Genomic DNA, 23572 nt, shown 5'->3' with positions numbered 1-23572 from the left:
GTCACCGTCGACTTCAACGTCGAACCCTCATAGACGCGATAACCCGTGACCGTGCCACTCGAAGCGCCCCACGACAACGCCAGCGAGTTGCTCGTCGCGTTCACCGTCGCCGCGCCGGGCTGGCCGGGGATGCCGACGCAGCCGCTGGTCGTGCCGGTGACGTCGCGGCCGGTGGACTCGCCCACGCTGTTGTAGGCCTTGATCGTGTACGTGTGCGACTCACACGTGCCCAGACCCGAGATCGTCGCGCTCGTACCGGTCACCGTCGACTTCAACGTCGAACCCTCATAGACGCGATAACCCGTGACCGTGCCACTCGAAGCGCCCCACGACAACGCCAGCGAGTTGCTCGTGGCGCTCGCCGTCGCCGCGCCGGGCTGGCCGGGAACGGTCGGCTGCGGGTCGCCCTGGACGGTCTTCCACAGAGCGGGGACGTTGGGCGGCTCCCAGCCGGGCTGGGAGGTGTGCGACTGGCGCGACTCGTAGTCGGTCGCGTTGTGGGTGACGCGGGTGCCGGTGGGATAGGAGGTCCAGGCCTGCCACTGGGGATAGGCGACGGCTTGGGCGGGTGGCCCTACCAAGCCGAAGATCAAGCCGACGACCAGGACGAGTAAGACGCGGTATTTCATGAATTCTCCGGTTTCGAGTCGTACGGCCCGCGCCCCTGGGGGGCGAGGGCGCGAGCCGTACGGGCCCGTGGGGTGGGGGGTGTGTCAGCGCAGGCCGTCGCTGAGGGCCGTGGTGAGGGAGCCGTCGTCACCCGACATCTCCCAGACCATCGCACCCAGCAGGTTCTTGGCCTTGATGTACTCCGTCTTCTTGCCGATGGACCAGGGATCGTCGAACGTCCACCACTGCCCGCCGGGACCGGTGTAGCAGTAGGAGGAGATCGACTGTTCGTCGTGCCTGACCGTGCAGCCGGGCACTCGTGAGGCGATGTTCTTGTAGCCGCGCGTGCCCGCCTCCTCGGGGAAGTCGCCGGGCGCGGCGCCGTTGGCCGACTGCCACTCGCCGGACTTCCCGCCGTCGGCCACCTGCTGCCAGCCGCGGCCGTAGTAGGCCAGGCCGAAGGTCAGCTTGCGCGGGTGCACGCCCGCGTCCAGGTACTTCTGGATGGCTTTGTCGACGCTGAAGTCCGGGTTGTAGGGCGAGTCGGTGTCGAGGTGGAGGTTGCCCTGGTGGCCCGTGCGGTTGGGCTCCCAGGAGTTGTCGCCGCCCGCGCCGTGGAAGTCGTAGCCCTGGACGTTGGCGAAGTCCAGGTACTGGAAGATCCGCGACAGGTCCCAGCCGGCGTCGATCTTGACCGGGTCGGCCGGGGTGAAGGCGGTCAGCAGGTAGCGCTTGCCGGTGGTGGCCGTCAGCGCGTCGAGCTGGGTCCGGAACTCCTGCAGCAGGAGCGTCAGGTTGTTCTTGTCGTCCGGGCTGACGTGGTTGCCCGCGTGCCCGGGGGCGCCCGGCCACTCCCAGTCGACGTCGATGCCGTCGAAGACGCCCGCCGCCACGCCGGGGCCGCCACGGCCCTGGTACACCGGCAGGTCGCCCTTGATGTACATGTCGACGCAGGACTTCACGAACGCCTTGCGCTTGGCGTCGGTGGAGGCGGCGTCGGAGAAGTACTTGGAGTAGGTCCAGCCGCCGAGCGAGATCAGTGACTTGAGGTGGGGGTGCTTGGCCTTGAGCTTCTTGAGCTGGTTGTAGCTGCCGGCCAGCTTCTGGTCCCAGGTGTCACCCACGCCGTCCACCGACTCGCCGGCGCCGAAGCCCTTGACGTAGTCGGCCCACGCGTCGCCCGCGCCGTCGCCCTGGTTGGGGTCCTGCGGGTTGGGGGTGGTGGCCCGGTCCACGCCGTTCATGCAGGTGTGCCGCGTCGGGTGGATGTTGGAGAAGGCGTAGTTGACGTGGGTGAGCTTGGCGGCCTGCGCGTCGAGGCTCTTCATCGTGTACGCGCGGCCGTAGATGCCCCACTGCACGAAGTAGGCGACCTTGTTGTAACTGCCGGCCGGGGTCTCCGGCTGGGTCCGCGCGGTGAACGGCGCGCTCCTGGCCGACTCGTTGCCCGAGGGGTCCACGGCGCTGACCGTGAACGTCTGGTCCGTGTCGGGCGGCAGGCCGCCGATCGTGGCGTTGGTCGTGGCGGTGGTGGCCTTCAGGGTGACGCCCTGGTGGACGCGGTACTCCTTGATCGTTCCCGAGTCGTCCGTCGAGGCGTTCCACGCCAGGCTGATCGTGCCGCTGGTCTGGGCGGGCGAGCGCAGGCCGGTGGGCGCGCTCGGCTTGACCGTGTCCGGGGTGCCGGTGGTCGTGACGGTGACCGGGGCGCTGCGGTCCGACTCGTTGCCCGAGGGGTCCACGGCGCTCACCGTGTAGGTGTGCGCCGAGCCGGGCGCCAGGCCGGTGAGCTGGGTGCTCGTGCCCGTCGCGGTCTTGACGACCGTCGCGCCCTCGTGGACGCGATACTCCCGGATCGTTCCCGAGTTGTCCGTGGCGGCGTTCCAGGCCAGGTCGATCGTGGTGTCGGCGCGGCCGGTCGAGCGCAGGTCCCCCGGCACGGTCGGCTTGACCGTGTCGACGGGCACGCCGTCGCACGGGTCGCCGTTGAGCTTGCAGTTCAGCGGCGCCGCCGACGCGCCGCCGGGGTTGCCGAGGAAGCCGAAGGAGACGGCGGCGCCCGGCGCGAGCGTGCCGTTCCAGCCGAGAGCGGCGAACGTGAAGTGCTGCCCGTTGCGTGTCAGGGTGGCGTCCCAGAACGAGCCGACCGTGGTGCCGGCGGGCAGGTCGAACTCGACCTTCCAGCCGGTGATCGTGCTCGTGGTGCCGTTGGTGACGGTGTAGCGGCCTTCGAAGCCGCTGCCCCAGTCCGAGGTCTTGGTGAACACCGCCGTGGCCGAGGCGGCCTGGGCGGGTCCCGCAACGAGAAGGGCTGACAGCACACTTGCCAGTGCGGTCAGGGAAAGTAACGGAAGGATACGCCGCATGATCGCTCCCTCGGCGGGGGAACTGTGGGGGGTGTTCTGCGCTGGGAGAGTTCAGGCAGATGGTACGAGCGGCAACGGATGGTGATCGTGGCAGGTCGTGGGGGGCGGGGGGCGCGACATGAGTGCCTCGGTTCAGATCTTCTCTTAGGAAAGTTTCCTAAGAGTTATGGCGATCGTAGGCTTGACACCCATGCCTTACAAGACCTAATTCCATCTTCAATCGCCGCGCCTGGTCACCAACTCCGCGCCACGGGGTAAAAGCGCACCGTAACGGCGGCTCGGCCGTACCCGCAAGACAAGAGCGCGCCCCCACACGCGGGTGGGGGCGCGCCGTCCTGAGGGGACTACGGCTGCTGCGTGATCTTGACGTCGTCGACGCCCGCCTCCAGCAGCGAGGCGGTCGCGGCGTCAGCGGCCTCGACCAGAATGCGCACGGTCTGGCCCGCGAACGGGGTCAGGTTGGCGGTGGCCACGCCCCAGGAGCCGTTGCGGTTGGTGGCCGCGCCGAGCTGCTCGAACACCTGGGTCGTGGTGGTGCCGACGACCTTCACGCGCAGGTTGTCGGCGTTGGAGGAGTTGGAGCCGTGTGCCAGGTACCACGACAGCGAGAGGGACAGCGTGCCCGTGGCGGGCAGCGTGATCTGCGGCGACTGGATCGAGGTGAGCCCGCCGTCGACGTCGTGGTCACCGGCCGCGGCCCCGGCCAGGCGGCCGGTCACCAGGTCGTTGACGCCGCTGACCGTCGTGCCGAGTTGCTTGGCGCCGCTGGAGGTGGTCGCCTCGGGGTCGCCGCGCTCCCACAGGCCCGTGGTGGCGCTGCCGGGCACCACGGTCCAGCCCTTGTCGGTCTCGAAGTCGTCGGACCAGACGGTGACGCCGGGCGTGGTGCCGCAGTACTGGGCCTCCTTGCCGATGATGCGGTAGACGCAGTCGGAGTACTCCAGGAAGCGCAGGACGGCCTCGCGGTTGCGCGTGGTCTGCGGCACGATCTGCTCGTCCGGCGGATAGAAGCCGGGGCTGGCGGTGCGCGGGTACATCTCGAAGGTGAAGCTGAAGATCTTGTAGACGCCCCACATCCAGTCGTCGATGGTGCCGTCGGTGATGTAGAGGTCGCTGGCCTGCTCGGGCGTGTAGTTGTTGGTGGAGGCCATGTTCTGGCCGAGCGTGGCGTGGGCGTCGCGGTCGTCCTGGGTCAGGCCGGGCGCCGTGTCGGAGAAGGTGTAGCCGTAGGGCCACAGGATCAGCTCGCTGTAGGTGTGCCAGTCGATGTGCGACCTGATCTGCTGCTTCCCGCCGACCACGCGGCTGCGCACCCAGTCGGCCGCCGCCTTCACCTCGACCGCCGACTCGGGCGCCGAGCCGCGGTAGGTCTCGCTGGAGGTGGAGCCGGAGGAGCCGTTGCAGCAGCCCCAGTTGTAGTTCCAGTTGCGGTTCATGTCGGTGCCGACCGCCGTGGAGCCGGAGTTCGGCTGGCGGTTCTTGCGCCAGGAGCGGTAGCTGCCCGTCGCGATGTCGTACTCGCCGCCGTCCGGGTTGAGGTCGGGCAGGATCCAGATCTCGCGGGTGTTCACCAGGTTCGTGATGCGCGCGTCGGTGCCGTAGTTGTCGGCCAGCAGGTGCATGATGTACAGCGCCATCTCGACCGTGAGGTGCTCGCGCGCGTGCTGGTGGGCGGTGAACAGCACCTCGGTCTCGTTCTCGTCGGCGCCGACGTTGTCGCTGATCTTCACGCCGACGAGCTGCCTGCCCTGGTACGACGTCCCGTAGACGAACTTGCTGGCGATGGCCGGTTTGGCGGCGACGAGCGCGTTGATGTTGGCGTTCATCTCCGCGTAGTTGTGGTAACCCGAGTCCGACGGCGGGAAGTCAAACGCCCTGGCGCCGGACGGGGATAACGGGCGCGGCACCTCCGTGACCCGGTAGCCGAGCTTCCTGATCGCCGCGACCTCCGCGGACGTCGCGGTGACCAGGACCGAGTCAGCCGCCACCTCCTCGATGGCCGCGCCGGTGCCCGAGACCGCGCTGCGCTGGGCCGCGTCGGCCGGGCCCTGAACCCGATACTGCTTGTTCGCGGGCGGTTCCGCGCCCGCGCCCACCTCGGTGATGCCGGTCAGGCAGAAGAGACCGAGGATGGCCAGCAGGATCGTTAATCGGCGTCTCACCTTTCCTCCTCAGACGCGCGATTAGGGGGGTGTGTTGACGCGCGTCTGCACCGAGAGTGAAGACTTCCGGGCAGCCGGGAAAGGCCCAATTCAGCGGTAGTGCACCATGGCTTGCTCTAGTGGCTTCCTGGATAGGTCCGGCACCTCGGCGTCGGCGGCGGCGTAACCCACGGGAAACAGGATGTACGGGCGCTCGTTGGCGGGGCGCTCGCAGATCTCGGTGAGGAAGGCCATCGGGTTGGGCGTGTGGGTGAGCGTGGACAGGCCCATCGCGTGCAGCGCGGCGATGAACAGGCCGCAGGCGATGCCGACGCTCTCGTTGACGTAGTAGTGCTTGGTCTTGCCGCCGTCGGAGCGCAGGCCGTACTTCTCGGCGAAGCAGACCACCAGCCACGGCGCGACCTCCAGGTAGCGCTTGTCGGAGGTGGTCTCCAGCGGGGCCAGCGCCTCGCGCCACTCGGCGGGCAGCCGGCCGCCCTCGTAGTTCTGCCGCTCCTCGACCTCGGCGGCCTCCCTGATGCGCCGCTTGGTCTCCCGGTCGCCGACCACGACGAACTTCCACGGCTGCTGGTGGGCGCCGGAGGGCGCGGTGTTGGCCGCCAGCACCGCCAGTTCGACGCAGTCGAGCGGGACCGGCTCGTCGCTGAAGAAGCGGACGCTGCGGCGCCGGTCGAGGAAGGCGTAGAAGTCGCGGCCGCGCGCGAGCATCTCCTCCGGCTCGTAGCGCTCCGGCGTGTACGGACGGAACGGGAACGTGTGCTCCATGAGGACGCAGTCTGCGCATGCGTGTCTGCCGTGACAACCGGCAGCCCGCTAGCCTGACGATCTGACAGTCGAAACGGCGGATGAGGAGACAATATGGCAGTCAAGCGGGCCGGGCTGGACCGGCTCGACCTCCGGATACTCCGGCTGGTCTCCGAGCGCCCGCGGGCCGGCCTGCTGGAGTTCGCCCGGCTGCTGGGCGTGGCCCGCGGCACCGTCCAGGCCCGGCTGGACCGCATGGCCGCCGACGGCGTGATCACCGGCTTCGGCCCCGGCCTCTCCCCCGCCGCGCTGGGCTACCCGGTCCAGGCGTTCACCACGCTGGAGGTGCAGCAGGCCTCCCGCGAGCACATCTCCAGGACGCTGTCGGCCATCCCCGAGCTGATCGAGGCGTACATCGTGACCGGGCCCGGCGACGTGTGGTGCCGCATCGCCGGCCGCGACCACGAACACATCCAGGAGATCATCGACCGCATGCTGACGATCGACGGCGTACGGCGCAGCACCACCGTGATCACGCTGTCCACCGTCGTGCCGCACCGCGTCCTCCCCCTCGCCGAGCGCTCTGCCAGCTAGCTGCCAGGACGCTGCCAGCCCCGCCCGCGAACCTCGGGGGCATGGACTACGCGATCGAAGCCGAAGGGCTGGTCAAGAGATACGGCGACAAGACGGCCCTGGACGGAGTCGATCTCCGTGCCCGGCCGGGAACGGTGCTGGGCGTGCTCGGGCCGAATGGAGCGGGAAAGACGACCGCGGTACGCATCCTGGCGACGTTGCAGCGCCCCGACGGAGGCCGGGCCCGCGTCCACGGGCACGACGTGGCCGAGCGCCCCGCCGAGGTGCGCGCGCTGATCGGCCTGACCGGCCAGTACGCGTCGGTGGACGAGAAGCTCACCGGCACCCAGAACCTCACGATGATGGGCCGCCTGCTCGGCCTGAACCGGGCCTCCGCCAGGGCGCGGGCGGCGGAGCTGCTGGAGCGGTTCGGGCTCACCGAGGCGGCGGGGCGCGCCGCCGCAGGGTACTCGGGCGGCATGCGCCGCCGACTCGACCTGGCCGTCAGCCTCGTCAGCCGGCCGAGCGTCCTGTTCCTCGACGAGCCGACCACCGGGCTCGACCCGCACGCCCGCGGCGAGCTGTGGGAGGTGGTCAGGGAACTGGTCGCCGACGAGGTGACCGTGCTGCTGACCACGCAGTACCTGGAGGAGGCCGACCAGCTCGCCGACGACATCCTGCTGATCGACTCCGGCCGGGTGGCCGCCGGCGGCACGCCCGCCCAGCTCAAGGCCATGGCCGGCGGGCACCGGCTGGACATCAGGCCGCTGCGGGCCGAGGACGAGGAGAAGGCCAAGGCCATCCTCGGCTCCGGCGAGCTGAGCGTCCCGATCCACGACCTGGCGATGGCGCCGGTCCTGCTGAGGAAGCTGGACGAGGCCGGGATCGTGCTCTCGGAGCACGCCCTGCGGCTGCCCTCCCTGGACGACGTCTTCCTCACCCTCACCGGAGCACGCGCATGATCTCGCAGAGCCTCACCCTGACCTGGCGCAGCCTGGTGCCGCTGAAGAACAGCCCCGGCCAGTTGCTGGCCCTGCTGGTCCAGCCCGTCTTCATGATCGTCATCTTCGTCTACCTGTTCGGCGGCGCGGCCGGGGGCAACCGGGCCGAGGCCGTGCAGTACATGCTGCCCGGCGTGCTCGTGCAGGTGGCGCTGATGGCCACGATCGGCACCGGCATGAACCTGGCCACCGACATCGGCAACGGCGTCTTCGACCGGTTCCGGACGATGCCGATCGCCCGGATGGCGCCGCTGGCCGGGCGCATCCTGGCCGACCTGTGCACGATGACGGTCACGCTGGGGATGTCGTTGCTGGTCGGCTACGTCGTCGGCTTCCGCGTCACCACCTCGCCGCCGGCGGCGCTGGCGGGGATGGGGCTGGTGCTGCTGTTCACGATGGCGCTGAGCTGGGCGTCGGCCTGGATCGGGGTGATCGCCAAGTCGGTGACCGCGATGCAGGGCATCTCCACGGCCGTGCTGCTCCCGCTCACGTTCGGCAGCAGCGCGTTCATCCCGGCCACCGACCTGCCGGGCTGGCTGACCGCCTGGATGTCGGTGAACCCGGTCTCCCACCTGGCCGCGGCCCTGCGCGGCTTCATGGTCGGCGGGCTGGACGCGGCCGACGTCTGGGTCACCCTGGGCTGGACCGCCGCCCTGCTCGCCGTCTTCGTGCCGCTCGCGCTGCGCGCCTACAACAGGAGAGTCCGGTGATCGAGGGCGGCGACCACGGCGCGGACCTCGTCCTGGGTCAGGGCTGCGCCTCTGGCGTGCAGGTCCGTGAAGCGGTCCTCGCCCAGCTCAGCCCGTACCGCCGCCGTGGCGGCGTCGGTGTCCGGCCCGGCGTCGTCGCGGCCGGCGCCGAGCAGCAGAGCCGCGCGCTCCAGGTCGCCGCCGGCCAGCGCCGCCAGCGCGAAGCCGCCGTAGACGGCCGACAGCACCGGCATGTCGGGCGCGCCCTTCATGACCGCCAGGGCCTCACGGTGCTGGGCGAGGCCGCCCGGCAGGTCGCCTGAGGCCACCAGGGCCCTGCCGTAGCGGGTGCGCACCGTGGCGACGAGCTGCGGGATCGGCGCGTTCCGCGCCATCAGGTCCACGGCGGCGGAGAACGCGCTCAGCGCCTGTCCGTACTCGCCGCGCTGGTAGCAGATCATCCCCTCGCCCAGCCTGAACTGCACCAGCACGTCCGGATAGATCTCGTCGGTGACGCCCAACCTGGCCTTGGCCAGGTCGGCCGCCGCGCCGTCCAGGTCGCCGCCCCGGGCGCGCAGCACCGCCATCCTGGTCAGCGTCGAGACCGACTCGTTCGCGCTGATCCACTGGCCGGTCAGCGAGCTCACCTCGGCGTACAGGTCGGCCACCGGCCGGCCGTCGGCCGCGCGCAGGGCGGCGAGCTGCAGCAGCGCCTCGCTCAGCCCCCACCGGTCGCCGAGCTTCCTGAACCCGGCCACCGCCCGCTCCATCGACGCCTCGTCCGCCCGCTGGGCGCTGATCATCAGCGCCGAGCTGGCCAGCCACGGGTCCTCGTCCTCGGCGTAGGCGGCCAGCAGCGCGTGGGCCTGCTCGTCGCGCCCGGCGATCAGCGCGGTGACCGCCTTGCCGATCCGCAGCATCGGATGGATCGGGCCCTCGGACTCGGCCCGCGCCACCAGCGCGTCCATGTCATCCGACAGCCGCTCCAACCGCGCCCGGTCCACCAATATCCGGCCGAACATCGTCACCCCGACCGAGAACCTGCACGCGGCGTACGCCTCCGCCAGCCCCGGCGGCGGCTCCTGCCCCGCCATCGTCAGCGCCTGCTCGGCCCACTGCGCCGACTCCTGCCGGTAGCCGCACATCCACCAGTACCAGTTCAGCGCGCCGCACAGCCGCAGCGCCGTCGCGACCTCACGCTCGTCCAGCGCCCAGCGCAGCGCCGCCGCGCAGTTGTCGCGCTCGGCCGCGAGCCGCTCGATCCACTCGATCTGCTCGCCCGTGCGCAGGTACGGCACCGCCGCCTCGGCCACCTCCGTCAGGTGAACGGCCAGCCGCCTCCGGAACTCCCCGGTCTCCCCCGCCTCGGCCAGCCGTTCCAGCGCGTACGCGCGGATGGTCTCCAGCATCCGGTAGCGCCCGTCGTCGCCCGCCTGGACCAGCGACTTGTCGGCCAGCGCGCCCAGCACGCCCGGGTCGCCGCCGCACACCGCCTCCACCGACTCCAGGGCCGCGCTGCCCGCGAACACCCCCATGCGCCGCAGCAGCGCCCGCTCCTCGGCCGTGAGCAGGTCCCAGCTCCACTCCACGACCGCCCTGAGCGTCTGCTGCCGTGGCAACGCCGTACGGCTGCCGCCGGTCAGCAGCCGAAACCGGTCGTCGATGCGCTCGGCGAGCTGCCGCGCGGTCATCGTGCGCAGACGGGCGGCGGCCAGTTCGATGGCCAGCGGCATCCCGTCGAGGCGGCGGCAGATGGCCGCGACGTCGCCGACGTTGCCCTCGTCGAGGCGGAAGCCCGGCCTGGCCGCGACCGCCCGGTCCAGCAGCAGCCGCACCGCCGGGTAGGCGGCGGCCCGTTCGGCGTCCACGCCCTCGGGCGGCAGCTCCAGCGGCGGGATGGGCACGAGCCGCTCGCCCGCGACGTTGAGCGGCTCCCTGCTGGTGGCCAGCACCCGGAGCCCTGGGCAGGTGGCCAGCAGCCGCTCCGCCACCCCGGCGGCGGCCTCGATGACGTGCTCGCAGTTGTCCAGGACGAGCAGCGCCCGCTCGCGGCCGATCCGCTCGGCCACCCGGGTCACGGGGTCCTCGCCGGGCTGGTTGAGGTCGTCGCGCAGGCCGAGCGCGCCGGACAGCGCGCCGGGGACGTCGGCCGGGTCCGCAAGCGGGGCCAGCTCGACCATCCACGCCTGTCCCTCGCGCAGGGCCGCCTCGGTGGCCAGGCGTGTCTTGCCCGCGCCGCCGGGGCCGACGATCGTGGCCAGCCTGGCCTGGCCGAGCAGGTCGACGAGCTGGGCCAGCTCGGCGGCCCTGCCGACGCAGCCGGTGAGCGGCGGGCGTACGTTGCCCTTGGACTGGCGGGTCGCGGGCTCGGGGATCTCGCCCCTGAGGACGGCCAGGTGGGCGGCGCGCAGGTCGGGGCCGGGGTCCACGCCCAGGTCGGCGGCCAGCGCGCCGCTGACCCGCTCGTACAGGGCCAGGGCGTCGGCCTGGCGGCCGGCCGCGGCCAGCGCGCGCATAGCGAGGCCGGCCAGGCGTTCGCGGTGCGGGTACGCGGCCAGTTCCTCGCTGAGCCTCGCGGCCAGGGCGGCGGCCTCGCCGGAGCCCGGCCCGCCGGTCAGGACGGCCAGCGCGTACGCCTCCAGGGTGAGCAAACGCTCCTCCTCCAGCCCCGCCGCCACGTTGGCCAGGTGCGGCACCGCGAGCAGATCGGCCAGCGCGGGCCCGCGCCAGAGCGCCAGCGCCTCCTCCAGCACAGCCGTCTCACCCCGCGCGGTCGTTTCCCCCCACACGGCTGCCTCCTCCCGCGCGGTGGTCTCCTCCCGTGCGGTGGTCTTCCCGGCGAGGCGGGTGAGGCGGGCGGGCCGGGTGGTTCTGGTGAAGGTGTGCGCGTCTACCCGGTCGCGTGGGATCGGCAGGACGTAGCCGCCCGCGCGGCCCTCAACCGCCAGGTACGGCCGCAGGGCCGCGCGCAGCCGCTTGACCAGGGTCTGCAGGGCGTTGGCCGCGTTGGCCGGAGGCTCCTCCTGCCACAGCGCGTCGATCAGCCGCTCGGCGCTCACGACCTGCCCCGCCTCCAAGGCGAGCAGCGCCAGCAGAGCGCGCACCCGGGCACCGCTCACCGCCACGGGGACGCCGTCGTTCGTGACCTCCAGGGGTCCGAGGATGGAGATGCGCACGCACCCCATCCTGCCGGGTGCTCACGCCTTCAGGTGCACGGCCACCTCCATGCCCACCGGCTGCCCCTCCTCCAGCAGGCCGATCTGGCGCACCTGCGACAGCGACACCTCGGCGCCGCTCTCCTGGGCGGCGGCCAGCAGCGCGAGGACGGCCGGGTGGGTGGCGCCCTCCACCATGGGCACGTCCTGGTCCCAGCGCCAGCGCACGACCATCTCCTGTCCCGGCTCGATCGTGCCGCGCTCGACGTCCGTCCAGGACTCCGGCGGCAGGGCGGCGACCGGCCAGCAGCACAGCACCTGGATCTCGGTCTCGCTGCCGGGGGCCGTCCTGATGGTGGTCCAGAACGCGCCGGTCGGGCGGTTGCCGTCCGCGTCCAGGCGCCGCCACAGCCCGGCGAACAGTTCGTTGGCCTCCTCGTCGTCGGCGATGTCCGGGGGCAGGACGACTCCGGCCCAGGGCTGGGCGGCGGCCTGCCGTACCTCTGTCTGCCAGCTCACGGGGCCGGCCAGCAGGCGCTCCAGGGCGTCGAGCGCGGCGTCCTGGCGCTCGCGGTCGGCGGCCAGCCTGGCGCGGTGCCCGGCCAGCGTGGCGGTCGCGGACTCCGCGTCCTGCAGCAGCTTGGGCGCGTCGGCGAGGGGCAGGTCGGCGGCGCGGGCGGCCTTGAGCCTGAGGGCGTGGTCGAACTGGGCGGTGCTGTAGCGGCGGTGGCGCGACCACGGGTCCACCGAGGCGGGCGGCAGAAGACCCTGCTCGTCGTACAGGCGCAGGGCCTTCAGGCTAAGACCGGTCAGCTCGGCGAATTCCCCGATGTTCATCATGGGACCAGTGTGGGACCTGCCCCTGGGGGAGGTTCCAGTCGTTTTGGGGCCGGGCGCCGTGCGCGGATCCCCACGCGCACGGCGCCCGGGTCAGGGGGTCAGAAGTCGTCGGGCAGGCGGACCTGGTCGCGGATCCACCGTCCCGCCTCCTTCAGCCGGCTGGTGCCGGTGAACGGGCCGCCTGGGCAGGTGCCCTCGGTGAAGACGGCGCCGGAGAGGGGGTCGTCGGAGAAGTTCCAGTTGACCCAGCTGATCTTCTTCTGCGCCATCAGGTCGAGGTACTGCTGCGACCTGGTGAAGTTGTTGCCGCCGCCGCCCGTGGACGTCTGCGTGCCGAACTCGGTGACGAACATCGGCAGGCGGTCGGCCGCCCTGGACAGGGTGTTGAGGTAGTTGCTGCCGTGCGAGGCGGCGTAGAAGTGGAACGTGTACATGATGTTGGTCGCGTTGACCGGGTTGTTGACGATCTCGGTCTCGTCCGAGCTCTCGGAGACGCCGAGCGAGGACCAGGCGCGGGTGCCGACCAGGATCGGGGTCTCGGGGTCGTTCGCCCTGATCACCGGGATGATCTGGTGGGCGTAGTCGCGGATGCGCGACCAGGAGACGCCGCTGGGCTCGTTCATGACCTCGTAGAGCAGGTTCTTCTTGTTGTTGTGGCGCTGGGCGATCTCGGTGAAGAACGTCTTGGCCTTGTTGAGGTTGTTGTTGGCGAACGGGTCGCCGGGGTTCAGCATGTGCCAGTCGACGATGGCGTACATGCCGCGGGAGGTGGCCTGCTCGATCAGGTTGTGCACCCGGTCGGTGAACATCCGCGGGTTGGTGTCGTAGCCGCCCTCCTGGATGTACATGGAGATGCGCAGGACGTCCGACTTCCAGTCGTCGGCCAGGGCGTTGAGCGAGGCGGTGTTGAGGCAGTCGTAGTGCCACTGGATGCCGTGGCTGCTCATGCCGCGGAGCTGGATCTGCTTGCCGTTCTCGTTGCAGAGCTTGAGCCCGCACACGCGGAGCTGGCCGTTGGCCTCGACCGGGGTGTCGCCGCCGGTGGGCGGCTGCGTGGTGGCGGTGACGGCGGCGCTGCGGTCGGACTCGTTGTCGGACGGGTCGCGCGCGGTCACCGTGTAGGTGTGCGTGGAGGAGGGGGCCAGGCCCGTCACGGTGGCCGTGGTGCCGGTGACGGTGGCCACGACGGTGTCGCCCTCGCGCACCCGGTAGTCCTTGATCGAGCCGCTGTTGTCCGTCGCGGCGTTCCAGGCCAGCGAGATGGAGCTGGACGTGGTGCCGGTCGAGCGCACGTTGCCGGGGACGGTGGGCTTCTCGGTGTCGGGCGGTCCGGTCACGCCGACGCTCAGGCGGTCGAGGTTGGGTCCGCCGTTGGCGGTGGTGGAGCTCGCCCTGACGGTGTTGGCGCCGGCGTTGAGCGCGGCGTTGACCTGGACCTCCTGCCAGGTGCTCCACGCGCCGGTGCCGGGGAAGTCCCTGGCCTGGGCGCTGCCGTTGACGCTGATGGACATCGGCCGGTTGGTGGTTGTGCCGTTGGCGTAGCGGAAGGTCAGGGTGGCGTTGCCGGCGGCGGCGGCGTTCACGGTGAACTCGACGGCCGAGCCGGTGACGTTGTCGTAGTTGACGAAGCCGGAGCCGGTGAACCCGGCGTGGTTCGACTCGACCACGCCCTGGGTGATCGTGGCGTTCTCGGCCTGGTACTCGTTGCCGGGCGTGGCGGCGACCTCGGCGTCGAGATAGTCCCAGTTGGGGTTGCCGCCCGCCGCCGAGGCGGTGGCCCTGATCGTGTTCGCGCCCGCCACGACCGGCGCGGTCAGCGTGGCGGTGGCCCAGGTGCTCCAGGCGCCGGTGGGGTTGAAGGCGCGGTCGTCGGCGACCAGCGTGCCGTTGACGGAGATGTCGCTGGGGCGGTTGGAGGTGGTGCCGTTGGCGTATCGGAGCGCCAGGGTGGCCGTGCCCGCGGCGGGCGCGTTGAAGGTCCACTCCACGTACGGCCCCGCCACGTTGTCGCCGTTGACGAAGCCCGTCCCGGAGAAGCCGGCGTGGTTGGACTCGACGGCACCCTGCGAGATCGTGGCGTTCTCCGCCTCCAGCCGGGTGGGCGCGGCTTCGGCGGGCAGTGCCGGTAAGAGGGCCAGACAGACGGCGGCCAGAGTGATCAGCCGCGTTGAACGATGCATGGGGTTCCGCTCCTACTCGTTCATTAGGAAACTTAACTAACGAGCAAACGGAGAATAGATCCGACGTCTGTCCGGAACAAGGCCCAATTTGACAAGCGCCTCCACAGGCGTGACAACCGGGCGGCCAGCGGTGGACGCGGGGCCGCTTCGGTGGTCAAGTCAGGGGATGACGGTACAAGGCACCTGCGATCCCCGGTTCTCCCTGGTCCGGGAGGAGTTCGAGCGCAACATCGCCGAGCGCGGCGAGGTCGGCGCGTCGGTCTGCGTGATCGTCGACGGCGCGGTCGTCGTCGACCTGTGGGGCGGCGAGGCCGCTCCGGGGACGCCCTGGCTCCACGACACCATCGGCCATGTCTGGTCGTGCACCAAGGGGGCCACCGCGCTCTGCGCCCACCTGCTCGCCGACCGCGGCGAGCTCGACCTCGACGCCCCGGTCATCCGCTACTGGCCGGAGTACGGCGCCGCCGGCAAGGGCGCCACCCTGGTCAGGCACGTGCTCAGCCACCAGGCCGGCCTGCCGGTGCTGCGCGACCCGCTGCCTCCCGGCGCGTTCTACGACTGGAAGCTGATGGCCGAGCGGCTGGCCGTGGCCGAGCCGTTCTGGGAGCCGGGGACCCGGCACGGCTACCACGCGCTGACCTTCGGCTTCCTGGTGGGCGAGCTGGTCAGGCGGGTCGGCGGGCGCTCCTTGGGAACGTTCTTCCGCGAGGAGGTGGCCGAGCCGCTCGGGCTGGAGTTCTGGCTGGGGCTGCCGGAGGAGCAGGAGGGCCGGGTGGCGCCCACGATCCCGGCCGACGTGCCGCCCGAGCTGCCGTCCTTCTACGTCAGGGCCTTCTCCGACCCGTCGTCCATGCCGGCGCTGCTGCTCGGCAACGACGGCGGCTTCATGACCGCCTCCGACACCCGGGAGTCGCACGCGGGCGAGTACGGCGCGATCGGCGCGATCACCAACGCGCGCGGGCTGGCGGGCATGTACCGTCCGCTGTCGCTGGGCGAGCTGGTGTCCGTGGAGCAGCGCTCGATCATGGCCAGGACCGAGTCGGCGGGCATGGACGCGGTGCTCGGAGTTCCGACGCGCTGGTCGGCGGGGTTCATGAAGAGCACCGACAACCGGCACCTGCCGCCGGCCGACAGCGAGGGCGCGCTGATGTCGGAGTCGGCCTTCGGGCACGCGGGCATGGGCGGCTCGGTCGGCTTCTGCGACCCGGGCGCCCGGCTGGCCTTCGGCTACTCCATGAACAAGCAGGGCAGCGGCCTGGGCATCAATCCCCGTGGGCAGGCGCTGACCGACGCCGCGTACCGGTCGCTCGGCTACGCTCGGGCCAATGGAGGGATCTGGTACCGGCCGTGACAGCGACCGTTTCGTCGTCCTGACCGGCGGGCCGGGATCGGGCAAGAGCACCCTGATCGACCGGCTGGAGGAGGCGGGTTTCTCCCGCACCGAGGAGGCGGGCCGGGCGATCATCCAGGATCAGAGCGCGATCGGCGGGCCCGCGCTGCCCTGGGCGGACAAGGACCTGTTCGCCGAGCTGATGCTCTCCTGGGAGCTGCGCTCGCACCGGGCCGCCGCCGCCCAGGGACCCGGGCCCGTCTTCTTCGACCGCGGCGTCGTGGACGTGGTCGGCTACCTGCGGCTGGAGGGCCGCCCGGTGCCCGAGCACGTGCACAGGGCCGCGCTGAGCCACCGCTACCACCGGCGGGTGTTCGCCGCGCCGCCGTGGCCGGAGATCTTCCGCAACGACGCCGAGCGCAGGCAGTCGGCGGAGGAGGCGCGGCGCACCTACGAGGCGGTGACCGGAGCCTACGTGGACTACGGCTACGAGCTGGTGACGCTGCCGAAGGCTCCGGTCGAGGTCAGGGCGCGCTTCCTTCTGGACAACATCCCCCTATCCTGAAATATCCCGTCTTTCAGGAGCTCGCAGCCATGTACTTCGGCATCATCGACATCTGGACCTTCGTGGCCGGTGCGTTCTTCATCATCCTGCTGCCAGGACCGAACTCCCTGTACGTCCTCAGCCTGGCCGCCCAGCGCGGCGTGCGGCAGGGCTACCGGGCCGCCGCCGGCGTCTTCGTCGGCGACTCGATCCTCATGCTGCTGGCCGCCGCCGGCGCCGCCTCGCTCCTGAAGTCGAACCCGCTGCTGTTCACGATCGTCAAGTACGCCGGCGCCGCCTACCTGGCCTACATCGGCTTCCAGATGCTGCGCGGAGCCGTACGGGCCTGGCGGGCCAAGGACGAGGCGGCGGCGGTGGCCGCCGAGCCGGTCGACCGCGTCCGCCCGTTCCGCAAGGCCCTGGTCGTCAGCCTGCTGAACCCGAAGGCGATCCTGTTCTTCGTCTCGTTCTTCATCCAGTTCGTGGACCCCGGCTACGCCGCCCCCGCCGTCTCGTTCCTCATCCTGGGCGCGATCGTCCAGCTCTTCAGCGTCCTCTACCTCACGATGCTGATCTTCAGCGGGACGTTCCTGGCCCGGCAGTTCCGCGCGCGCCGCAAGCTGTCGGCGGGGCTCACGAGCGGCGTCGGGGCGCTGTTCATGGGATTCGGCGCCAAGCTGGCCACCACGTCCCTGGGGTAAGGCCCGCCTGTCGACCAGGTGAGGCGTATGTAGCCATCGCGTGGAACGTGCAAAAAGCGGCAGTGGCACCCAGGCGGGTCAGGTACGGTGGGCCACCGGCGCGCTGCCCGGCGTGCCGAGGTGTCCGTGCCGTTACACCGACCGATCCGTTCGGCAAGCCCGGTTCTCCGCCACCCGGGTAGTCGTCAGGATCTCGGCCTACCTGCGGAGCAGCCTTGAACCACCCTCCGATCACCCTGCCACGCCTGACCACCCTCGCCCGCGACGCGGTGCCGAAGCTGCTGGAGGCGGTCGTCGCGCCGCTGGTCATCGTGTACGCCAGCGTGGCGCTGCTGGGCACGCAGGGCGCCCTGTTCGCGGGGCTGGCGTGGTTGTTCGGCGGGCTGGCGTGGCGGCTGGCGCGGCGGGCCAGGATCCCGGCCACGATGTGGATGGCGGCGCTGGCGCTGACGTTCAGGACCGCGGTCTCCTTCTGGACCGGCGACTGGCACTACTGGGCGATCCAGCCGGAGCTCGGCACCATCTGCATCAGCGTGATCTTCCTGGCCTCGGTCCGGCTGAACAAGCCGCTCGTACAGAAGCTCACCCTCGACTACGTCCACCTGCCCTCGGTGGTGCTCAAGCACGAGCGGATGCGCAGGTTCTTCGCCAGGATCACGCTGCTGTGGGGGTTCGTGCTGCTGGCCAACTCCACGGTGAGCATCTGGCTGGCGCTCAACGAGTCACAGCTCCAGGGCTACATGCTGGTCCGCACCGGCGTGGTCGCGCTGATCAGCGGCTCGGCGATCGCCTTCTCCGTCGTGGCCTTCAAGCGGGTGCTGCGCCGCATGCACGTCGCCCACGCCTGAGCGCTCCACCAGCGTGATCGCGCCGCAGCAGGCCATCATCAGGCCGGTGAGCGTCGCGAACAGCTCCACCAGATCCGGCACCGGCGTCGCCACCGGCCCGGCCAGCGGGGCCGCGCTCAGCGTGACGATCAGGCCGTAGAGTCCCCAGCCGAACATGGAGCCCGTGCCCGTCCAGGCCACGGCCAGGGCCGGCCCGCCGTACCCCTTGACGAGGGCGATCAGCGCGAGCGCGCCCGCGAGGACCAGCGCCCCTTTCAGGCCGTGCTGCAGGAACGCGACCGTGCCGGAGGCGGCGGCCATCTCAGGGGGCAGGCCGAGCGTGCCGCCGAAGGCCCAGAAGAGCTTCACCCCGCCGATCGGCAGCGCGGCGGCCAGCGCGCCGTAGGCCATGACCCGCTGAAGCCGCAGCGTGGTGCCCTGCGCCCGCACGGCCGGGCGGAAGGCGGCGGGCCAGCGGGCGCGGGCGTAGAGGGCGAAGGCGGTGCTCAGGCCGAGCGCCTGGCCGATGAACCCGCCGTAGACCGCCATGTACACCCACGGCGCGATCGGACCGTCCGCCGGGAAGATCGACAGGCCCTCGATCAGCACCCCCAGGGGCGCGGTCACCAGGATCACCGACAGCAGGCCGATGCCGACCCACATGGGCAGCAGCACGAGCCAGGCCGGCAGCCGCATCCCCCACCGCATCGTGAACGACAGCGCCAGCACCAGTCCCACGAGGTCCATGCCGAACGTCACGGCGTTCATGGCGACCATGACGGGAGCGGCGAGGAAGGTGGGGTCGGAGACGCCGACGGGGTTGCCCGCCAGCCAGAGGATCTTGATGGTGAGATAGGGGATCATGGCGGCCATCGCGACGATCGCCGCGGTGATCCTGCCGATGCCCGCTCGCTGACTGGTCATGCTCCGAGCCTGGCGTGGCGGGCCGCCCGGCTCATCCCGCCGGAAGGGGAGGCGACTCCCCCGTGCGGGGGAGCTCCACGGTCAGCTCGTAGCCGTCGCCGCGCGGGCCGGCGGTCAGGGTGCCGCCCGCCAGCCGTACGCGCTCACGCAGGGCCGTGAGGCCGGTGCCGCCGCGGATCGCGGTGGCCCGCCCGTGCGGCGCCCCGTTGACGACGCTGACCAGCAGGTCCTCGACCGTCACCGTCACCGGCGCGCCCGGCGCGTGCTTGGCCGCGTTGGTCAGCCCCTCCTGCACCACCCGGTGCGCCAGCGCCGGCTCGCCCGCCAGCCGCAGCGTGATCTCCATGCCCGAGTCGCGCGCCCGCTCGACCAGTTCGGCCACGCTCTCGCCGACCGGCGCCAGCGGCGCGCCGTCGCCCTGGTCGCGCATCAGCCCGACGATCTGGCGCAGCCGCTCGGTCGCGTCGGCCGCGGCCACGCGCAGCTCCCCCGCCGCCTTGACCTGCGCGGGCGTGAGCCCAGGCGACAGCTCCAGCCCCGCCGCGCGCACCGCGATGAGCGCCAGGTCGTGGCCGAGGGAGTCGTGCATGTCGTGGGCGATCCTGGCGCGCTCGCGTATGCGCGCCTGCGACTCGGCCGCCGCCTGCGCCCGCGCGCGCTGCACGCGCAGCCTGCTGCGCAGGCCCCCGATCAGGTACGGCACCGCGTACGTGCCCAGCAACCCGGTCACCATGGCGATCCACAGCTCGGCCTGCCCACCCCCGGCCAGCACCATCACGCACCCGCCCGCCGCGATCCCGGCGAAGGCGGCCACCGCCGGCCAGGCCCGCTCGACCCGCCGGCCGGCGAGGTAGGAGTACCAGAACAGGCCCGGCGAGAGCATGGTCATCGGGACGAACTTCGTCACCCCCATCCCCGGCATCCAGCCGAGGTCGAGCGTGGCGAATCCCATGTCGAGGTCCCAGGGCGCGGCCAGCGTGACGAGCACGACCGCCGCCACCGGCCAGGGCCGCCCCACGACGACGGCCACCGCCAGCACCGCCAGGCGCGTGCCCGTCACGGCCGCGAACGGCCCGAGGCCGTCGAGCGGGTCGGGCCCCGACGCGGCGGCGAGCACGGCCAGGGCGGCCCAGAGGAGCACGTCGTAGACGACCTGGCGGCGGGAGCGGCGGAGGTGGTTCACGCCCTCGACGTTAGCGGCCGGGCGGGACCGCCAGGACCTGCCGAAAGTGGGGTGAGATCCCTGTCGGAGGTAGGGCTAACCCCACCTCCGATTCGGATACCTGCACTCCTGCCTCGCGGGGAGGACGCAGGAAGGATCGAGGGTGTCAGCCGGAGGTCGTACCTCGACCCTGACGAAAGTCGGGGGTGGTGCGTGCCGAACGTCCGATGCGCCGTGAACTGCGGACTTCTTACCTTCGTGGTGGCGTGACCCCGAGAACCTCTCAGGGGTCTGCCCGTGACCTTAGGGGGTTGTCCCCCGATGCCTCGCGGCCCGTCCCCCCGGGATGGTGGATGGGCCCACTGAAGATTCGGAGCGCACGACATGTCTCACGCGATTCTCGACCTGCTCCAACAGGTCATGTCCTCGCCGTGGCTTTATGTCGCGCTGTTCGCCCTCGCGGTGCTCGACGGGTTCTTCCCGATCGTGCCCGCGGAGACCTCGGTGATCACCGCCGGGGTGTTCGCGGTGTCCGGGCAGACCAACCTGGCGCTGGTCATCCTGGTGGCCGGCCTGGGAGCCTTCGTCGGCGACCACATCTCCTACCTCATCGGCCGAAAGCTCGGCGGACGCCTCCGCGAGCGCAAGGCCCTCGTGTGGGCGCGCAACGCGCTGGCCGAGCGAGGCGGGCTGGTGCTGGTCGTGGCGAGGTACATCCCGGGCGGGCGGACGGCGACGACGCTGACCATGGGCGCGGTGCGCCACCCGCTGCGGTCGTTCACGTTCTTCGACGCGATCGCGGCCTCGTCCTGGGCCGTCTACTCCGGCCTGATCGGCTACTTCGGCGGCATGGCCTTCGAGAACGACCCGATCAAGGGACTCCTGCTCGGCCTCGGCATCGCATTGTCGATCACCGCGGTCGTGGAAGGGGTCCGTTTCATCAGGAAGAAGCGAGCCGCTACTCAGACTTCGGCCGAGCGACTCCCTGTAGACACGTCCGTTTGACCCTTTTTGGCGACTATCCACACGAGAGGAGCGTTTCATGACTGTGCTGGCCGCGGCGATCGCCCTGATCGGTTCGCTGTTCTTCGCGCTCGGTGCGGCACTTCAGCAGTTCGAAGCTCTCGGCTCCGACCAGACCCGCCTGCGTACGCTGATCCGGCGGCCGCGGTGGGTCCTCGGCGGAGTCTCCATCGTCGCGGGCGGCGGCCTGCACATCGTCGCGCTGGGCCTTGGCCCGCTGACGATCGTGCAGCCGATGGGCGTGGCCAGTCTGTTGTTCGCGCTGCCGCTCGCGGCGGCGCTGCACGGGCGCCGGCCCTCCCGCGCCGAGCTGGGCTCGGCCGCCGTCGTGGCGGCCGGGCTGATCGGCCTGGTTCTCCTGGTTCCCCCATCTTCCGGTCCGACGCACCTGAGCCTTCAGGGGGTGGCGACGCTGCTCGCCGTCTCCGGGATCGCCGCGGTGCTGCTCTGGGCCGGTGCCAGGATCGCCTCCCCCGCCGGTCGCGCCGCCCTGCTCGCCACCAGTGCCGGAGTTCTCTACGGCGCCACGGCCACCCTCATGAGGGTGCTCGCGGACACCTTCGGAGAACAGGGCTGGAACTGGTGGTACCTGCTCGCACTGCCCGTACCCGCGCTGCTCGCCCTGATGCTCCTGCAGCGCGCCTACGCCGTAGGCCACTTCGGCGTCTCCTTCGCCTCGCTGCAGATCGCCGACCCGCTCACCGCGGTGGCCTTCGGCGCCCTGCTCCTCGGCGAGCCCCTGCCCACCGGCGTCGCCCCCATCGCCGCCGCCGCGCTCACCGCGGCCGGAACCGTGGCACTTGCCCGCACCACCCCCTTGGAAAGGACCGCCTGACATGGCCATGCCCCTGCCGACCAGCGCTCCCGAGCTCCACCCCGTCGCCGACCGCCCGCGCCGGATCCTGATCTCGACCGACACGTACCCTCCCGACGTGAACGGCACCGCCGTCTTCGCCTACCGCCTGGCCACCGGCCTCGCGGAGCGCGGCAACGAGGTCCACGTGATCTGCCAGTCCGACGAGGGCCCGGCGAAGGCGGACGTGGTCGACGGGGTCATCGTCCACCGGCTGCGCTCGGCGCCGCTGCTGGTCCACCCCACCATGCGGGTCGCGGTCCCGACCCGGCTCGACCGGCTCGTCGAGGCCATCGACCCCGACGTGCTGCACTGCCAGGGCCACTTCGTGGTCGGCCGGGCGGCCATCAAGGCCGCCCGCCGCCGCGGCGTGCCGGTCGTGGCCACCAACCACTTCATGCCCGACAACCTCTTCCAGTTCGGCCACGTGCCCGCGCGGCTGCGGGAGAAGGCCGGGCAACTGGCCTGGCGCGACTTCCGCCGCGTCTTCAACCGCGCCCAGCGGGTCACCACCCCCACGCCGCTGGCCGCCAAGCTGCTGGCCGACCAGGGCTTCACCGGCGAGGTCGAGCCGGTCTCGTGCGGCATCGACCTGGCCCGCTTCCGCCCGCACACCGAGCCCAAGCAGTGGGCGCGCAAGATGTTCGGCCTGCCCGACCGCAACACCGTGCTGTTCGTCGGCCGCCTGGACGAGGAGAAGCGGCTCGACGACCTCGTGCGGGCGCTGCCGTACGTGCTGAACGACACCGACGCGCAGCTCGCCTTCGTCGGCCGCGGCAACCAGCGCGAGGCGCTGGAGCAGCTGGCCAGGCGGATCGGGGTGGGCGACCGGGTGTTCATGCTCGGGTTCGTGCCCGACGAGCAGATGCCGCAGGCGTTCGCCGCCGCCGACGTCTTCGCCATGCCGAGCATCGCCGAGCTGCAGAGCATCGCGACCCTGGAGGCCATGGCCAGCGGGCTGCCCGTGGTGGTGGCCGACGCGATGGCGCTGCCCCACCTGGTCGACGACAACGGCTTCCTGTTCCCGCCCCGCGACGTCATCTCGCTGGCCAAGGGCCTGACGGCGCTGCTCTCCGACGAGTCGCTGCGCGAGCGCATGGGCAAGGCCAGCCGCGAGCTCGCCCTGACGCACGACCACCAGAACTCCCTGGCCCGTTTCGAGCAGATCTACGATGAGGTGACGCGATGATCTGGGGTGCCGTGGCCGGTGCGCTGGTCGCTGTGCTGTCGCTGGGCTACGCCCAGCTCGCCCTCCCCGAGCAGCCTCTTCTCAGCGACTACGCGCTGGTCTCCGGCGGGCTGGTGCCGGTCGTGACCGGCATGCTCGGGCTCGCCGCCACCTGCGTCTTCCTCGCGTACGGCCTGGCCGTGCGCGAGCCGGCGCGCACGGCGGCGACCCGGGTGCTGCTGCTGGCCGGGGCCGCCGGCCTCATGCTCAGCGCCGTCTTCCCCACCGACCCCGCGGGCGTCGCGGTCAAGTCGCTGGCCGGCGAGATCCACCGGTGGTCGGCGGCCGTGGTCTTCACCACGCTGCCCGTCGCCGGCTGGATGCTGGCCCGCGCCCGCGGCGCGCTGCCCCGCTGGAACGCGGTGCGGGCCGTGGCGGTGACCTCGGCGATCACGCTGGTGGTCTACCTGGCCACGCACCCCGCCTCCTTCCTGTCCCCGCTGATCAACGGCGGCGCCTACTACGGCGTGCTGGAGCGGGCCCTGGTGGTGGCCGAGATCGTCCTGCTGGTGCTCATGGCCGTGGCCGCCCTGCGCGAACACCGCGACGTGCCCACCGCCGTGATCCCCAGCCAGCCGCCCGCTCCCGAGTCGCCCGGACCCGTGAGCCCCGAACGTACGGAACACCTGGCCGCCTAGCGCGAATACCCCCTTGACCACGG

The 23572-nt window shown here is 71.4% G+C and carries 19 protein-coding genes; 11 read left to right on the top strand and 8 right to left on the bottom strand.

The genetic code is table 11. From position 1 onward, the window contains the following. The 4 genes from ACIBEJ_RS49175 to ACIBEJ_RS49160 all read right to left on the bottom strand — a co-directional run. Positions 1 to 629, bottom strand: a 629-nt coding sequence (locus ACIBEJ_RS49175; protein ID WP_397189943.1) for a fibronectin type III domain-containing protein, incomplete at its 3' end; no start/stop codon positions are given. 84 nt (positions 630 to 713) lie between these two features. After that, complete coding sequence (locus ACIBEJ_RS49170; RefSeq protein WP_397189941.1) at positions 714 to 2975, bottom strand: glycoside hydrolase family 18 chitinase; 2262 nt, start codon at positions 2973 to 2975, stop codon at positions 714 to 716. Between the two features lie 344 nt (positions 2976 to 3319). After that, positions 3320 to 5137 (bottom strand): M14 family zinc carboxypeptidase, encoded by a 1818-nt coding sequence (locus tag ACIBEJ_RS49165; protein WP_397189940.1) that lies wholly within the window; start codon positions 5135 to 5137, stop codon positions 3320 to 3322. A 90-nt stretch (positions 5138 to 5227) separates the two neighbouring features. After that, positions 5228 to 5902, bottom strand: a complete 675-nt coding sequence (locus tag ACIBEJ_RS49160; RefSeq protein WP_397189939.1) for a nitroreductase family protein — start codon at positions 5900 to 5902, stop codon at positions 5228 to 5230. 93 nt (positions 5903 to 5995) lie between these two features. On the opposite strand from ACIBEJ_RS49160, the gene ACIBEJ_RS49155 reads away from it, so the two are divergent. The 3 genes from ACIBEJ_RS49155 to ACIBEJ_RS49145 are packed head-to-tail and all read left to right on the top strand — an operon-like array spanning position 5996 to position 8165. Beyond that, positions 5996 to 6475 carry an Lrp/AsnC family transcriptional regulator gene (locus tag ACIBEJ_RS49155; protein WP_397189938.1) on the top strand — a complete coding sequence of 160 codons (480 nt, stop codon included), beginning with the start codon at positions 5996 to 5998 and terminating at the stop codon, positions 6473 to 6475. Between the two features lie 41 nt (positions 6476 to 6516). Beyond that, complete coding sequence (locus ACIBEJ_RS49150; protein ID WP_397189937.1) at positions 6517 to 7416, top strand: ATP-binding cassette domain-containing protein; 900 nt, start codon at positions 6517 to 6519, stop codon at positions 7414 to 7416. Next, positions 7413 to 8165, top strand: coding sequence for an ABC transporter permease (locus ACIBEJ_RS49145; protein ID WP_397189936.1), 753 nt, complete (start codon positions 7413 to 7415; stop codon positions 8163 to 8165). The genes ACIBEJ_RS49150 and ACIBEJ_RS49145 overlap by 4 nt, the downstream gene beginning before the upstream one ends. Here ACIBEJ_RS49145 and ACIBEJ_RS49140 read toward each other — a convergent pair. The 3 genes from ACIBEJ_RS49140 to ACIBEJ_RS49130 all read right to left on the bottom strand — a co-directional run bounded on the left by ACIBEJ_RS49140 (position 8144) and on the right by ACIBEJ_RS49130 (position 14319). After that, on the bottom strand, positions 8144 to 11320 hold the full coding sequence (locus ACIBEJ_RS49140) for an AfsR/SARP family transcriptional regulator (protein WP_397189935.1): 3177 nt from the start codon (positions 11318 to 11320) through the stop codon (positions 8144 to 8146). The two genes, ACIBEJ_RS49145 and ACIBEJ_RS49140, sit on opposite strands and share 22 nt — an antisense overlap. A gap of 21 nt (positions 11321 to 11341) precedes the next feature. Beyond that, positions 11342 to 12139 carry a MerR family DNA-binding transcriptional regulator gene (locus ACIBEJ_RS49135; protein ID WP_397189934.1) on the bottom strand — a complete coding sequence of 266 codons (798 nt, stop codon included), beginning with the start codon at positions 12137 to 12139 and terminating at the stop codon, positions 11342 to 11344. Positions 12140 to 12237: 98 nt separating this feature from the next. After that, entirely contained in the window at positions 12238 to 14319 is a 2082-nt protein-coding gene (locus ACIBEJ_RS49130; RefSeq protein WP_397189933.1) for a cellulase family glycosylhydrolase, read from the bottom strand. A 166-nt stretch (positions 14320 to 14485) separates the two neighbouring features. On the opposite strand from ACIBEJ_RS49130, the gene ACIBEJ_RS49125 reads away from it, so the two are divergent. The 4 genes from ACIBEJ_RS49125 (at position 14486) to ACIBEJ_RS49110 (ending at position 17742) form a co-directional block, all read left to right on the top strand. Then, positions 14486 to 15670, top strand: a complete 1185-nt coding sequence (locus ACIBEJ_RS49125) for a serine hydrolase domain-containing protein (RefSeq protein WP_397189932.1) — start codon at positions 14486 to 14488, stop codon at positions 15668 to 15670. Beyond that, on the top strand, positions 15645 to 16214 hold the full coding sequence (locus ACIBEJ_RS49120) for an AAA family ATPase (protein ID WP_397189931.1): 570 nt from the start codon (positions 15645 to 15647) through the stop codon (positions 16212 to 16214). Before ACIBEJ_RS49125 ends, ACIBEJ_RS49120 begins: the two co-directional genes overlap by 26 nt. Before the next feature lie 29 nt (positions 16215 to 16243). Then, positions 16244 to 16894: a leucine efflux protein LeuE gene (gene leuE / locus ACIBEJ_RS49115; protein WP_397189930.1), complete on the top strand. Its 651-nt coding sequence runs from the start codon at positions 16244 to 16246 to the stop codon at positions 16892 to 16894. 215 nt (positions 16895 to 17109) lie between these two features. Next, positions 17110 to 17742, top strand: a complete 633-nt coding sequence (locus ACIBEJ_RS49110; RefSeq protein ID WP_397189929.1) for a VC0807 family protein — start codon at positions 17110 to 17112, stop codon at positions 17740 to 17742. 934 nt (positions 17743 to 18676) lie between these two features. On the opposite strand, the gene ACIBEJ_RS49105 is transcribed toward ACIBEJ_RS49110, so the two are convergent. Next, the gene (locus ACIBEJ_RS49105; RefSeq protein WP_397189928.1) at positions 18677 to 19828 is read right to left on the bottom strand and encodes a sensor histidine kinase; all 1152 of its coding nucleotides are present in this window, start codon (positions 19826 to 19828) and stop codon (positions 18677 to 18679) included. Between the two features lie 363 nt (positions 19829 to 20191). On the opposite strand from ACIBEJ_RS49105, the gene ACIBEJ_RS49100 reads away from it, so the two are divergent. Genes ACIBEJ_RS49100 through ACIBEJ_RS49085 form a run of 4 tightly spaced genes read left to right on the top strand, consistent with a single transcriptional unit; the run spans position 20192 to position 23549 of the window. Next, positions 20192 to 20812, top strand: a complete 621-nt coding sequence (locus ACIBEJ_RS49100) for a DedA family protein (protein WP_397189927.1) — start codon at positions 20192 to 20194, stop codon at positions 20810 to 20812. Positions 20813 to 20849: 37 nt separating this feature from the next. Then, positions 20850 to 21665 (top strand): DMT family transporter, encoded by an 816-nt coding sequence (locus ACIBEJ_RS49095; protein WP_397189926.1) that lies wholly within the window; start codon positions 20850 to 20852, stop codon positions 21663 to 21665. Position 21666: 1 nt separating this feature from the next. Further along, positions 21667 to 22872, top strand: coding sequence for a glycosyltransferase (locus ACIBEJ_RS49090; RefSeq protein ID WP_397189925.1), 1206 nt, complete (start codon positions 21667 to 21669; stop codon positions 22870 to 22872). After that, a complete protein-coding gene (locus ACIBEJ_RS49085) occupies positions 22869 to 23549 on the top strand; it encodes a DUF998 domain-containing protein (protein ID WP_397189924.1) in 681 nt (226 codons plus the stop codon). Before ACIBEJ_RS49090 ends, ACIBEJ_RS49085 begins: the two co-directional genes overlap by 4 nt. Positions 23550 to 23572: the final 23 nt, after the last annotated feature.

This window comes from Nonomuraea sp. NPDC050790, assembly GCF_044456745.1.
Taxonomy (GTDB): Bacteria; Actinomycetota; Actinomycetes; order Streptosporangiales; family Streptosporangiaceae; genus Nonomuraea.
This window is presented reverse-complemented; position numbering and strand designations above follow the sequence as displayed.